This window comes from Nostoc sp. (assembly GCF_035638895.1).
GTDB lineage: Bacteria > Cyanobacteriota > Cyanobacteriia > Cyanobacteriales > Nostocaceae > Nostoc.
The window spans coordinates 13,057-27,314 of sequence record NZ_DASQZC010000582.1; the positions used below are offsets into that span (position 1 = coordinate 13,057).

Genomic DNA, 14,258 nt, shown 5'->3' on the forward strand with positions numbered 1-14,258 from the left:
TACTCGCATAACACGCAAGTATAAATTTGTTTATCACGTCGATGCCTATTCTTACGAATATGGGTGAATGGGTGAGATGCACAATGAGACAGTTAATCGCTTAATTAGGCAACACCAAAATGAAAAGAATGAAATTATTTTTTTAATAAAAAATCCATTATGACTCAGAATGTGCCATATTTTAAACCGCAAACTTCAAAAGGAACTACCGATCTTGAAAGTGCAGACAATGGTAAAGGATCAGAACCTATAGCCATTATCGGTATAGGCTGCCGTTTTCCAGGCAATGCTAATAGCCCAGAAGCTTTCTGGAAAATGCTGCTTTCGGGCGTGGATGCTATTACCGAGATCCCGGAGTCGCGCTGGAACGTAAACAATTTTTACGACCCAGATATAACGAAACCGGGCAAAATACGAACTCGCTGGGGCGGCTTTGTAGATAAAGTAGATGAATTTGATGCTCAATTTTTCGGTATTTCTCCTCGAGAAGCCTCACGCATAGACCCACAGCAACGACTGATGTTGGAGTTAGCCTGGGAAGCACTGGAGGATGGGGGACAGATGCCAGAACGCCTTGCTGACTCAAAGACAGGGGTGTTTATTGGAATATCAGGCAGTGATTACTCCAACATCCAGCATAGAGATCGCGACTCCAGTAATGCTTACACAAACTTGGGCAGCGTCAACTGTATCACAGCCAATCGAATTTCCTACGTATTTGACTTCAAAGGCCCAAGCATGACTGTTGACACAGCTTGCTCTTCATCGCTGGTTGCAGTCCATCTTGCTTGTCAAAGTATCTGGAATGGAGAGTCTGCGCTGGCAATAGCGGGAGGCGTGAATGCGATACTTGAACCAGAAGCAACCATAGGATTTTCTAAAGCATCCATGCTCTCTCCCGATGGGCGTTGCTTTAGCTTTGATGCGCGAGCTAATGGTTATGTCCGCGCTGAGGGAGGCGGTATTGTTGTTTTGAAGCCTTTATCTCAAGCGCAAGCAGATAGAGACCCGATTTATGCTGTTATTCGAGGTAGCGCAGTCAACCAGGACGGTCAAACTAATGGCATCACGGTTCCTAACGGACAGTCGCAAGAAGCAGTACTCCAAGAAGCCTGCCTGAAGGCGGGGATATCGTCACAACAAATACAGTATGTTGAGGCTCACGGTACAGGCACACCTGTAGGTGATCCGATAGAAGCGATCGCTCTAGGAAACGTAGTGGGTAAAAATCGCCCTCTGGGAAACTATTGCACAGTTGGTTCAGTTAAAACCAACATTGGACATTTGGAAACAGCATCGGGAATTGCTGGACTCATCAAAGTCGCGCTGGCTCTCAAGCACCATAAGATTCCACCAAATCTGCATTTTCAGACACCGAATCCTAAAATCCCTTTTGAGGAATTAGGGTTACGGGTGCCTACTACTCTTGAGCCTTGGCGAAACGAAAATGGTTCGCGCATCGCCGGCGTAAATTCCTTTGGGTTTGGGGGAACGAATGCCCATGTGCTTTTATCAGGATTAGCAACGGATGCTGTAACGGATATAGCCCATGAGAAACGCGGTTCTGTTTCGGTGCTATTACCCCTATCAGCAAAAAGTCCTTCCGGACTTTTTGCTGTAGCGCGAGCAACCCATGAGTTTTTAACCGCTCTTGAAGAGGGCGCTGATGTTTCATTGACAGACATCTGCTACACTGCCAGTAATCGCCGAGGTCATCACGATCATAGGTTGGCGCTGGTGGCTCATACCAAAGAAAATCTGCTAGAAAATCTGGAAGCATTTCTGGCGGGAGAAAATCGTCCAAATATGTGTTCGCGTTCCTTAGTTCCAGGTTTTGAACCGAAACTGGCTTTTGTTTTCTCCGGTATGGGGCCGCAATGGTGGGCAATGGGACGGACTCTTTTAGAGTCAGAACCCGTATTTCGGGAAGTGATCGAACAGTGCGATGCAAAGCTGCGGCAATATGCTGATTGGTCATTGTTAGAAGAACTGACAGCATCAGAAGAGATTTCCCGGATCAACTCTACCCAACTCGCTCAGTGTTCCACCTTTGCCGTGCAAATCGCTTTAGCTGCCTTGTGGCGTTCTTGGGGGATTACGCCCCAAGCGATCACGGGTCATAGTGTTGGCGAAGTCTCAGCCGCCTACGTTGCCGGAGTTCTGAGCTTAGAAGACGCCATCCGGGTGATTTTCCATCGCAGCCGCACTCAAGCATCGGTGGCGGGCTTTGGGAAAATGCTGGCTGTTGAGCTATCTCAAAAGGAAGCCGAGCGCTTATTAGCACAATTAGCATACGAGAGTTGCGTTTCTATTGCAGCTGTTAACAGTCCTAACGCCGTCACCTTGGCTGGGGAAAGCGTTGCTTTGTCAGAAATTGCCAAATATTTAGAGCAAAAACAAATTTTCTGTCGCTTCCTGCAAGTTGATGTGCCTTATCATAGTCATTTCATGGAGCCATTAAAAGCAGAACTGGCACAATCATTGCAAGGAATCAAGCCTCAAACAGCCACTATTCCCTTGTTTTCTACCGTTACTAGCAAGCAGGTAGAAGGTTCAGAGTTGGATGGCCTCTACTGGGGTCTGAACATGAGGGAGCCAGTGCTTTTTGCCGCAGCGATCACAAAAATGATTCAAGCTGGTTATAACACCTTCCTTGAAATAAGCGCTCATCCAGTTCTCGCTAATTCAATTTCTGAGTGTCTGGCTGTAGCTGAGGTATCTGGAACAGTACTTCCAACTCTGCGGCGTAAAGAACCGGAACGCCCTATGATGCTCTCGTCATTTGGCAAGCTCTACACCTTGGGATACCCGATTGATTGGTACCATCTCTATCCGCAGCAAGGGCGTTTCGTACGTTTGCCTTCTTATCCCTGGCAGCGAGAGCGTTATTGGCACGAGTCTGAAGAATTTATGGGAGTGCGAATTGGAACAATCCCCCATCGCTTAATGTTGGGGCAACAAGTCCACCCACTTTTAGGAAGCCGTCTGAAATCCGCTCAACCAATGTGGGATGCAGAGATTGACAAGCAACGCTTCAGTTATCTGAATGACCATTGTGTTCAAGGGGTTGTGGTTTATCCTGGAGCAGCTTATGTGGAAATGGCTTTGGCTGCTGCTAAAGAAACGTTCAAAGAGGAAGCTTATATTCTAGAGGAAATTGAATTTCAAAAAGCTCTCTTCTTACCAGAAAGTAGTGCGTCAACACTTCAGTTAAGTCTGGAGCCAAACCAAACATCCTTCGAGATTAACAGCAATGTCAAAGGTGCCCAATCGGAGTGGGTTCGACACGCGACGGGTAAGCTAACTCGCGTCCAAAATGGCTTTGTCTCTAAACAGGTTATGCTGGATGAAATTAAGAGCCGTTGTCCCAACGAAATTTTTAAGAACGATCTATATCGGCAATTCCAGGAAATAGGACTCGAATATGGTGCTTGTTTTCAAGGAATCAAGCAGCTTTGGAGAGGCGATAGCGAAGCGCTGGCTCATATCTACGTCAGTAATGCTTTACAAACAGAAGTTAGAGAGTACCAATTGCATCCGGCTATCCTTGATGCTTGTTTTCAGGTGTCGATCGCCACTGTAGATTCTGTTAAACAGACTTACCTGCCAGTGCAGATAGATCAGGTAAAAGTTTACGATCGCCCAGGGCTGCAAATGTGGAGCTATGCCCGCCTGATCGAGCAAACCGCCACCCGTTTCAAAGGAAACATTCAATTAATAGATGATGCAGGAAACGTACTGGTAGAAATTCTCGGACTTGTCTGCCAGTCCCTAGAGAACAAGCAAGAAAGTTCAGAGAAAGTGGATTACCTCTACGAATACCAATGGGAGATGAAGGCACGTCCAACTGAAGAGTTAGTTCGCCCCACTCCTGATTATCTGCCCTCCCCAACACAAATCGCCTTTGACCTACAATCAGAAGTAGCTCGGTTGAGCGTGCAATTAGGAAGGAAGCAGTTCTACGAGCAAGCAAAACCACAAACTGATGCTTTGTGTGCTGCTTACGTTATTAAAGCTTTTGAGCAACTTGGGTGGGAGCCGAAATTACTTACTCGCATAAGCGAGGAAACTCTTGCAGAACAGTTAGGTGTGGTGTCCGAGCATCGACAACTTTTTGGTCGGTTATTGGAAATTCTGGCTGAAGAAGGTGTGCTGCGTCGCTTCGGTGACCAGTGGGAAGTTTGCCGCATACCATCCGTAAAAGAGCCTATTGAAACTTGGAAAGCAGCTTTAGCTCAATTTAGCGGTTATCAAGCAGAACTGATGTTGTTAGGGCGCTGCGGTCAGAACTTGGCTTTGGTATTGCAAGGAGAGGTTGAGCCACTAGAAATCATTTTCCCTAAAGGTTCTCTGAACACATCAGAACATTTTTACCAAGATTCACCTAGTAATCGGATCTCTAACCTGCTGGTTCAAAAAGCGATCGCCATTGCATTGGAGGGTTTACCAGAAGGGCGAACAGTGCGGATTTTAGAAATTGGCGCAGGTACAGGTTCGCTGACATCCTATGTCCTTCCAAAGCTGACGCCACGTCGGACGGAATATATATTTACTGACATTTCCCGACAGTTTACCAGCGCTGCCGAGCAGAAGTTTCACGATTATCCCTTCGTTGAGTACCAAATTTTGGATATTGAAGCGGATATAGTCGCGCAAGGATTCCAGCCGCATTCTTTCGATCTGATTCTGGCATCGGACGCACTGCACGCCACCCGTGACCTGCGTCAGACCTTGGAAAATGTCAAACAGCTTCTCGCTTCCGGAGGATTGCTGGTTTTGCTGGAGGTGACAATCCGTGACCGATTATTGGATCTAGTATTTGGATTGCTTAAGGGCTGGTGGTTATTTACTGATGTGCAACTGCGGCAATCGCACCCTTTGCTTTCCGAGGCTCAGTGGCGAGATTTGCTCAAAGATGTCGGGTTTGGGGAAGTTGCTAGCATTGCAGATACACCAGAAACAGATAAGTCTATACACCCCGTTATTCTGGCTACTGGCCCAAAGCTTGGACAAGAAGTTCAGCCCGAATCAGTAGTTCCTCTCAAGCCTGAAAATTCAGGAACTTGGTTAATTTTTGCTGACAATTCTGGAGTTGGGCAACAGCTAGCAGAACAACTCAAACAACGCCAGGAAATCCCAATTCTGATAGAACCTGCAACTGTTTTCCAGCGCCTTGATGCAAGTAATTTCCAAATCCGCCCGGAACACGCAGAAGATATGCAGCAACTCCTGGAAGTTGTTGGTGCAAATCAGCCCGTCTGTCGCGGCGTAGTTTACCTCTGGAGTCTAAACACACCTCCAAGTGAGAAAATGACAGCAGCTACCCTAGAATCAACTTTAACAAACAGTTGTTTGGGCGTACTGCATTTGCTTGGAGCGTTGGCTAAAGTCAATTGGCAGCATTCCCTGCGTCTATTTTTGGTGACTCACTCTACCCAGACAGTAGGAGGTTTGAAATCCCTCTCGGTTGTCCAATCTCCTTTGTGGGGTTTGGGCCGAGTGATTAACAACGAACATCCCAATCTTCGCTGCACTCGGGTGGATTTGAGTCTTGCCATTACCCCAGAGGAGATTCAGTCTCTCATAGAAGAGTTGCTGGCAGACGACAAAGAAGATGAAATCGCCTTGCGGGGTAAGGAGCGCTATGTAAATCGGTTAATACGGCTATCGCCAGCAGATTTCATTCCAAAATCAAAATCTCTTGCCCAAAATCAAGAACCCTTCCGTTTAGAAATCTCTGCACCAGGAGTGTTGGACAACCTGAAACTGCGGGCAATGACGCTCTCAAAACCAGAACCGGGAGAGGTTGAAATTCAAGTTTGCGCCACAGGTTTGAACTTCAAGGATGTCATGGCAGCAATGGGGATGCTATCAGACGAAGCTTTAGAAAGGGGTTACTCAGGGCGATCGCTTGGCATAGAGTGTGCTGGAATCATTACCGCAATAGGCTCTGGCGTTGAAGAGTTTAAGATAGGTGATGAAGTCATTGCTTGTGCACCTCACAGCTTTAGCACACATACAACGACAGATGCCCGCGCTGTAGTGCATAAGCCCACGTATATTAGTTTTGAGGAAGCCGCTACAATCCCCACTACTTTTCTGACTGCTTACTACGCCCTGCATTACCTGGCGCGAATCAATCAAGGAGAGCGCGTTCTGATTCATGCGGGGGCAGGCGGTGTGGGTCTTGCTGCTATCCAAATTGCTCAGAGAGTGGGTGCAGAGATTTTCGCAACGGCAGGTAGCCCAGAAAAACGGGAATTTCTGCGATCGCTCGGTGTTCACCATGTGATGGATTCTCGCTCCACGGCGTTTGCGGATGAGATAATGCAACTCACAAAGGGCAAAGGGGTGGATATCGTCCTCAACTCTTTGGCGGGAGATGCCATTCCTAAGAGTATCTCTGTGCTAGCAGCCTACGGACGTTTTCTCGAAATAGGCAAACAAGATATTTACGGAAACAGCAAGCTGGGGCTGCGACCTTTTCGGAATAATTTGTCGTTTTTCGCTGTGGATGTGGATCGGCTGTTACGCGATCGCCCAGATTTTACTGGCTCTTTATTCCGTGAAGTCATGCAATATTTTGAGGCGAAAACCTTTAACCCGCTTCCCCACAGAGTCTTCCCAATATCGAGGGTGGTAAGCGCCTTCCGCTACATGGCGCAAGCGAAGCACATCGGCAAGATTGTCGTATCGTTGCAAGACCCGGATGTAACGGTAGCTCCCTTATCTGAAGAAACAGTCACTTTTCGCGCTGACGGAACCTACCTTATTACCGGTGGACTAGGTGGGTTTGGTTTAGCAGTGGCTCAGTGGTTGGTGAAAGGCGGTGCGCGGCACTTAGTGCTGATGGGTCGCAGTGGTGCTTCTTCGTCAGCAGCAAAGGAAGCCGTAAAAACATTGGAGTCAGCAGGCGCAAGCGTGGTAGTCGCTAAAACAGACGTATCACAAGAGGAAGAAGTGAAGAGCGTTCTGGCAGACATTAGTCAGTCTATGCCGCCCTTGTTCGGCATTATCCACACAGCAATGGTTCTGGACGATGCTCCCCTACTGAATCTCAACCAAGAGCGGTTAGCGAAAGCGATCGCACCCAAAGTCATTGGAGCTTGGAACTTACATACCCACACCTTGAATGCACCCTTGGATTTCTTCGTGTCATTTTCCTCCTTTAGTTCCATGATTGGAAATGCAGGACAGGGGAATTACGTAGCTGCCAATGCTTTTCTTGATGCGCTGGCACACTACCGACGCGCTTTAGGACTGCCAGCCTTAACAGTCAACTGGGGTGCGATCGCAGATGTTGGTTATGTCGCTAAGAATAGCGTGGTAGGTCAGTATCTAGAGCAGATTGGATTAAAACCCTTGTCGTCGCAGCAAGCGCTTTATATGCTAGGTAAATTGCTCCAACAACAGGCAGTCCAGGCCGGGGTAGCGCCTGTAAACTGGCAAGGGTGGGGCAAAACTCATGCGGCTGGGTCATTGCCGAGATTGTCTCATTTAGTCAACGAAAAAGCAGATTTAGAAAAGGCGGACGACCACAACATCTTTAGAGATTCCCTCCGTAACGCTCTTTTAGCTGCGTCCCCGGAAGAAGCACAGGATCTTTTAGAGTCTTATATCAGCGAACAAGTAGCGCGGGTATTGGGAACTTCTGCCGCAAAGTTGAATATCAAGCAACCTTTGACCAATCTGGGGCTTGATTCTTTGATGGCAGTCGAGCTGAGTAATCGGCTTAAGAAAGAGCTGGGTGTGGAAGTGCCTACTATGAAACTCCTTGGGGGTGCAAACATTGCTCAACTAGCAGCAGAGCAACTTGGGCAACTAATCCCTGCCAAATCCACGAGTGCAACGATTTCCAATTCTGAAATACACTCGCGCCCCTCAGTTACGGCACCGACAAGCGATTGGGTCGTCTGTCATGCACCTCGTCCAAATGCCCGTCTGCGCTTGTTCTGCTTCCCGTATGCTGGGGGAACTTCTTCTGTATTTCTTCCTTGGTCAGATGAGTTAGCGCCAGAAATCGAAGTTTGTACCATCCAGATATCTCAGCAAATAGACCATGCAACTGAAAAGCCATTCGAGCAGATTGCTCCAGTAGCACAAAAGGTTACACAAGTTTTACTTCCTTATCTGGATAAGCCCTTCGCCTTCTACGGTCACAGTATAGGCGCAACGATTGGTTTTGAAACTGCTCGTCAACTGCGCCGAGAACATGGTTTAAGCCCAGTTCATTTGTTCGTTAGTGCTTTTCGCGCCCCCCAGTTACCGCACTCACACTCGTCTATCGCTCAGATGCTCGACTCTGAGTTAATTGAACAAAGATCTATTCTGGGCATACCGGAATTAGTTCAAGAAAATGCTGAACGCGTACAGTCATTACTACCTGTTGTAAAGGCAGGAGTTTTGATGTCGGAAAACTATATCTACTTAGAGGAGGAACTACTAGATTGCCCCATTTCCGCGTTCGGAGGCGTGCAAGATAAAACTATAACCAAAGACCACCTCTTGGCTTGGCGCAAGCAGACTCGTAGCGCTTTCAATCTGAAAATGTTAAGCGGCAATCATTCATTCGTACACAGCGATCGACAATTGCTTTTGCAAGCAATATCTGAGGAGCTTGCACCACTTCTGAGTTTGCTTGTCAAGTAGTTGGCAAAAGACTGTTTCCAAAAAGAGTCATAGGAGAATGGTGTACGAGTTCTTTCTCTCACATTTTTAGACTAAAGGATTACCTTGTAAAAACCACAAATATACACATGACAACCATTAGTATTCCATTTAAACTAAATTTTGAGGAGATTGGCGAGCATTTCTTAAACAAAGATGCTATCAGTCAAATCAACTCAATATTTGCAGAGCATGGGGCTGTTTTACTGCGGGGTTTCCCTTTGAAAACTGTTGAGGATTGTGCAGATGTCGCAGCGCAGTTAATCACTACCCCAACGAATTACCTGGGTGGCACTGGAGTTCGCCAGCCAGTGAAAGGCTCAGTATACACTTCAAGTGAATTTCCTCCAGCAATCTACCTTCCTATTCACAATGAAATGGCGTATTCTGATAACTTTCCTGAACGAATACTTTTTTTCTGTTTAGAAACAGCAGAGGTAGGAGGACAGACGCCAATCTGCGACTGTCGGCGTGTTTTGCAACGATTACCAAATGAACTTGTGGATGCCATACGTACTCACGGCGTCCGCTATATCCAACGCTTACCAAAAGAAAGCGAAGGTTTCTTAAGAGGTTGGAGTGAAACTTTCAACACTGAAAATACCCGTATTGCCGAAGAAAGTTCCAAGGCAATGGGTTGGAACTGTACTTGGGAAAGTGGGGGCGAGATGATGGTGATGACTTCCACAAGAGTTGGTATTCGTCGCCATCGGCATACAGGAGAAGAGGTTTGGTTTAATCAAATTACTGGCTATCACTCCTCAAGAAATGAACACATACTGCGAATTACGCCACAGGAATTTTTTGGTGATTTAGTAGCATCTCTTAAGTCAGATAAGATGAGAGCATCTCCAATCTTTAGGTTTATAGTAGGAGCTTCTAGCCCATTACTACTAAAATTAGGGAGCAAGATGTTCCCAATACTTATATTTTTGCAAAAGTGGTATACTCCCGGTAAGATTTCTGTGAATTGTACCCTTGGTAATGGTACTCCTTTTACACGAAAGGATATTGAGGCAATATGGGATGCTGTTATGGCTGAAACTATTGTTTTCAACTGGCAGCAAGGAGATATTTTGTTTCTAGATAACTTACGATTTGCACATGGACGCAAGCCGTTTCGGGGTAAGCGGCAAATGCTCCTAAGTTTAGGCTCCTAAGTCATATGTGTGCTCGTAGGCAAGCGCCAGTACCTTTGTGCTATGGCGTACTTGCCCGCCGTAGACAATAAGCGAAGTTTAAGCCTTCTCCTTCTCCCAAAGGGAGAGGCTACGCCAATGGAGACGCTAGCGCGAACGGCTATCACTAGCTCTGAAAATTGACGAACTTTTTGCTCCTCTTCTTCATAAAATTTTAGCCCTGTTGAATCCACTACTTCTATATGCACATCTCTATCTTTTCAAACCACAGGTAACTTACTTAAACGACTACCCCCAATACAAGGGCAAAGCAAAAGTTTCATCTTTACACGGAAAAATTCAACCGCAGTGTACTAAGTCGCTGTATCTATTGCAAGAATTTAAAAGCCTTGAAAAAGTCACAAAAGTCCCTGAAGGATAACAGTTTAGGATGAAAATATGGCAGCAGACGAACAAAGCCGATTACTTGAAAAATCTTCAGATCGATGGCGAATAATTTCGGCAGCTTTTATCGCATTAGCCATAGGAATCTCATCTGTTTACATTCTTTCACAATATCGGTCTAATATTGGAACTCACCCATTAAAATCCCATAAAGCAGCTCCTGTCAGAGTTGCGATTACTGCATTAGGCCATCTAGAACCTCAAGGCGAAGTAACTGTGTTATCTGCTCCAAGCTCACTTTCAGATAACCGATTAGAAAAACTTCTGCTGAAAGAAGGAAGCAGAGTTCGGGTAGGGCAAATAGTGGCATTGCTCCAAGATTATTCTAAAGCAACAGCGGCACTGCAACAGGCACAAGACAAAGTTAAAGTTGCTAAAGCCAGACTAGCACAGGTCAAAGCAAAAGCAAAATCCACAGATATTGAGGCTCAAAAAGCAGTAGTAACTGGTTTAGAAACTCAACTAAAAGGAGAAATTTCAACTCAACAAGCAGCAATTGTTCGCTTACAAGCTCAGTTAGATAATGCTCAAACTGAGAATAGTCGTTATAAGCAATTATATATAGAAGGAGCTATTTCAGCTTCTATTGCAGACAGCAAGTATTTAGAACTCCAAATAGTCCAACAGCAACTCACAGAAGCTAGGGCGAACCTTAATAAGACTATAAGTACTCTTAATGACCAGAGCAAGGAGGCAAAAGCTAGGTTAAGAAGCCTTAGCGAAGTGCGTGATGTAGATATTCAGGTAGTACAAGGCGAACTCGAAAGTGCCATAACTGCAATTACACAAGCAAAAGTAGAGCGAGATTTAACTTGTGTTACATCTCCTCTAAATGGAACAATTTTGAAAGTTCATGCCAAAGCAGGAGAAACAATTGGAAATTCGGGAATCGTTGAGATAGGTGAAACATCTCAAATGTATGTAGTGGCAGAAGTTTATCAAACTAATATCAAAAAAGTGCGTATAGGTCAAAAAGCCACTATTACTAGCACTGCATTTACTAAAAAATTGTCGGGAACAGTAAGCAGCATTGGTTTGCAAGTTAGTAAACAAAGTATTCTAAGCGTTAATCCAGGAATAGACACAGACCACAGAGTAATTGAAGTTAAAATCCGTATCAATAATTCAACTGATAGTCAACAAGTCGCAGGTTTAACTAATTTACAGGTGGATGTTGCCATTCAAATATAACTTCCATAGAAAATACTGTTAAAATCATCACAGGCTGAAATCATGCTTTTTAGAATTCCTTTAGCTTGGCTACAACTAGTCCGAAATAAAGTTCGCTTTTTAGTGGCTGTAGCTGGCATTGGTTTTATAGTAATTCTAATGTTTGTACAACTTGGTATTCAAAATGCTCTCTACTCAAGTGCAACTCAAGTGCATAAAAGTCTCCGAGGAGATTTATTTCTAGTCAGTTCTCAATACAAATCTTTGACTGCAAATCAAAGTTTTTCTCGAACTCGTTTATATGAAACCTTGGGATTTCATGGTGTAAAGTCAATCAGTCCTATGTATTTGGGATTTGCCAGATTCAAAAATCCTGTAAATGGCGAGAAATACTCAATATATATTATTGGTATTGAGCCGGGAAATGTCGCTATAAATTTATCAGGGATTGAGCAGGAATTAGAAAAAATAAATATCCCTGACATGGTACTGTTTGACAAAAATTCTCGACCAGAGTTTGGGCCAATCGCTGAAAGATTTGAGTCGGAAAATACTGAACAAATAGTTGAAATATTTTCACCGAATTCAGTCAAAGGTTATAGAGCAAGAATTGTTGGCCTATTCAGTTTAGGCCCTTCTTTTGGAGTAGATGGTAATTTAATTGTCAGTGACTCAACTTTCTTCAGAATATTTCTAAACAACCGGACTTCAGAAATGATAGATGTGGGCGCAATAACTCTCGAACCTGGTGTCGAACCACAAAAGATTTTAGAAAATCTGCAAACCGATTTAGTTAATGATGTCCTAATCTTTACAAAACAAGAATTTCAAAATTTTGAAAGAAAATATTGGGCGACCAGAACGCCCATTGGTTTTATATTTAACCTCATGCTTATAATGGGTTTTGCTATTGGTGTAGTCATTGTCTATCAAATTCTTTATAATAATATCTCTACTCAAATAACTGCCTATGCTACTTTGAAAGCTATAGGTTATGAACATAATTATCTACTAAGTGTAGTATTTCAACAGGGTTTTATATTAGCAGTTTTGGGTTATATACCAGGATTTGCTATTTCTTTAGGTATATATGATGTTGTTATGAAAGCTACTAAATTACCAATAACTATGAGCTTAAATAATTTGTTGATTATTTTAATCTCAACAATTTTAATGTGTATGACTTCTGGGTTCCTAGCTATGAATAAACTTCGCTCCGCAGATCCGGCAGATATTTTTTAAATTATGAAAATTTATCTTTCTGGAAGACTCCAACCAGTATTAGTCTAGCGATCTAGCGAACGTAATTGTTGCTCAACCACAGATTCCTCTAGCACCCCAGAGTGATACAGAACTGTTTAACTGCTTAAATGGCTTTAAGTCTGAAAAATCAAGTAAGCAAAAAAGTTAATTATTAAATATTTCATAAGACATGAAACAGCTTGGTACAATTCTCTGGCTGACAGGGTTAAGTGGTGCTGGCAAAACAACGATCGCCCACAATACTTCTCGGTTAAGAATTAAGCAGTATTGAGAATAAAAAAAGTGAGTGGTTGATGTTTAGTACCCGCTCCTGAGTGGATTGGTTTTCTAGACGGAAACTTAGAACGAGGTTTTTTGACTACTCTGGGATTTGTTCTGCCCTGTCTTGGAGGGATTATTTGCTCCAAAATTTCTAGAATCAGCTTGGAGAAAAAAAGGGTAGTTGCTCACTATTAGCATCTTGAAAATCAGAAATAGCCCAACGAATGACTTTGAGAGTACCAGTAAAACCTAAGCGTAATGGAGATATGGAAGCAGCAGTCGCGGCTTGAAACATTAAAGTGCGAACTGCATAATGGCTTATAAGCCATCTTGTGAAATAACCGACTCATTACCCAACATCCCAATCTCTGTTTTGCTTCACTGATTGAAGAACTGGTTGGTACTTTCCAATACTTCCCTAATCGCGTCCATTCTCTACTTAATCCACTCACCAGATTTTTCAGTACGTCCCCCATTGCATCTGATGACCATAGATTCATTGCTATAACCAGACACACTACCAGCCCAGATGGCAATTTCCGCGATCGCTCTTCACAACTGCCTGTCTCTAGTAGAGTTTGTTTAATTACAGACGGGGAAATCACTGTTTCTATCGCTTTGAATATTAACTCTGCTTCTAGCGTTGGCGTGATCAAGGAGAAATCTTTTAGCAGCACCAGTTTTTTACATCACACTTTTTGGCGAACAATTATCACTTTACCTTGTTTTTGTTCTTAACCGAGAAGTATTGCGATCGCCCACGGTGTAGCCCAAGAACTGCAAAGGAGAAATTATCGCTTAGAAGTGCTAGATGGTGATGTCATTCGCACCCATCTTTCACAAGAACTAGGTTTTAGCAAACAAGACCGAGATACAAATGTACGTCGTATTGGCTTTGTTACTGAATTACTTAGCCGCAATCGCATAATTGCGATCGTTGCTGCAATCAGCCCCTACCGTGAAATTCGAGAGCAACTCAAAAAGACTTCTACCAGTTTTGTCGAAGTTTATGTTCAGGCTCCACTTACAGTTTGTGAATTCCGTGATGTGAAGGGGCTTTACGCTAAAGCCAAAGCAGGGCAAATTAAACATTTTACTAGCATCTCTGACCCCTATGAAGAACCATTAAATCCAGAAATTATCTGTCAAACTGATAAATTTACTCCACAGCAATGTGTTAACCAAGTGCTTGATTATTTAGAACAACAAGATTTCATCAGTGCTTTGGAGCTTGTTACAAAATAACTTTAACTATGTATTTACAGTAATTATTGTCAAAAAACAGAGGAGAGGAAATAACAGTTAATTTTCCTC

General features: G+C 44.0%; 7 protein-coding genes. 6 read left to right on the forward strand and 1 reads right to left on the reverse strand.

All coding sequences use genetic code 11. The features are described from left to right. Positions 1-159 precede the first annotated feature (159 nt). From VE944_RS28785 to VE944_RS28805, 5 genes are all read left to right on the forward strand, one after another. Positions 160-8,649, forward strand: coding sequence for an SDR family NAD(P)-dependent oxidoreductase (locus VE944_RS28785; RefSeq protein WP_324985501.1), 8,490 nt, complete (start codon positions 160-162; stop codon positions 8,647-8,649). 107 nt (positions 8,650-8,756) lie between these two features. Next, positions 8,757-9,827 (forward strand): TauD/TfdA family dioxygenase, encoded by a 1,071-nt coding sequence (locus VE944_RS28790; RefSeq protein WP_324985503.1) that lies wholly within the window; start codon positions 8,757-8,759, stop codon positions 9,825-9,827. A 417-nt stretch (positions 9,828-10,244) separates the two neighbouring features. Next, positions 10,245-11,441: an ABC exporter membrane fusion protein gene (locus VE944_RS28795; protein WP_324985506.1), complete on the forward strand. Its 1,197-nt coding sequence runs from the start codon at positions 10,245-10,247 to the stop codon at positions 11,439-11,441. Positions 11,442-11,483: 42 nt separating this feature from the next. Beyond that, positions 11,484-12,662 (forward strand): ABC transporter permease DevC, encoded by a 1,179-nt coding sequence (gene devC / locus VE944_RS28800; protein ID WP_324985509.1) that lies wholly within the window; start codon positions 11,484-11,486, stop codon positions 12,660-12,662. A gap of 190 nt (positions 12,663-12,852) precedes the next feature. Next, the gene (locus VE944_RS28805) at positions 12,853-12,954 is read left to right on the forward strand and encodes an adenylyl-sulfate kinase (protein ID WP_324985513.1); all 102 of its coding nucleotides are present in this window, start codon (positions 12,853-12,855) and stop codon (positions 12,952-12,954) included. Between the two features lie 196 nt (positions 12,955-13,150). Here the strand turns inward: VE944_RS28805 and VE944_RS28810 are convergent, their stop codons facing one another. Further along, on the reverse strand, positions 13,151-13,621 hold the full coding sequence (locus tag VE944_RS28810; protein ID WP_324985516.1) for a transposase domain-containing protein: 471 nt from the start codon (positions 13,619-13,621) through the stop codon (positions 13,151-13,153). A 76-nt stretch (positions 13,622-13,697) separates the two neighbouring features. On the opposite strand from VE944_RS28810, the gene cysC reads away from it, so the two are divergent. Further along, positions 13,698-14,189 carry an adenylyl-sulfate kinase gene (gene cysC, locus VE944_RS28815; RefSeq protein ID WP_324985521.1) on the forward strand — a complete coding sequence of 164 codons (492 nt, stop codon included), beginning with the start codon at positions 13,698-13,700 and terminating at the stop codon, positions 14,187-14,189. Positions 14,190-14,258: the final 69 nt, after the last annotated feature.

Excerpts from the sequence above, each read along its gene's own strand:
- VE944_RS28785 (WP_324985501.1), top strand. The coding sequence starts at position 160 with ATGACTCAGAATGTGCCATATTTTAAACCGCAAACTTCAAAAGGAACT.
- VE944_RS28790 (WP_324985503.1), top strand. The coding sequence starts at position 8,757 with ATGACAACCATTAGTATTCCATTTAAACTAAATTTTGAGGAGATTGGC.
- VE944_RS28795 (WP_324985506.1), top strand. The coding sequence starts at position 10,245 with ATGGCAGCAGACGAACAAAGCCGATTACTTGAAAAATCTTCAGATCGA.
- devC (WP_324985509.1), top strand. The coding sequence starts at position 11,484 with ATGCTTTTTAGAATTCCTTTAGCTTGGCTACAACTAGTCCGAAATAAA.
- VE944_RS28805 (WP_324985513.1), top strand. The coding sequence starts at position 12,853 with ATGAAACAGCTTGGTACAATTCTCTGGCTGACAGGGTTAAGTGGTGCT.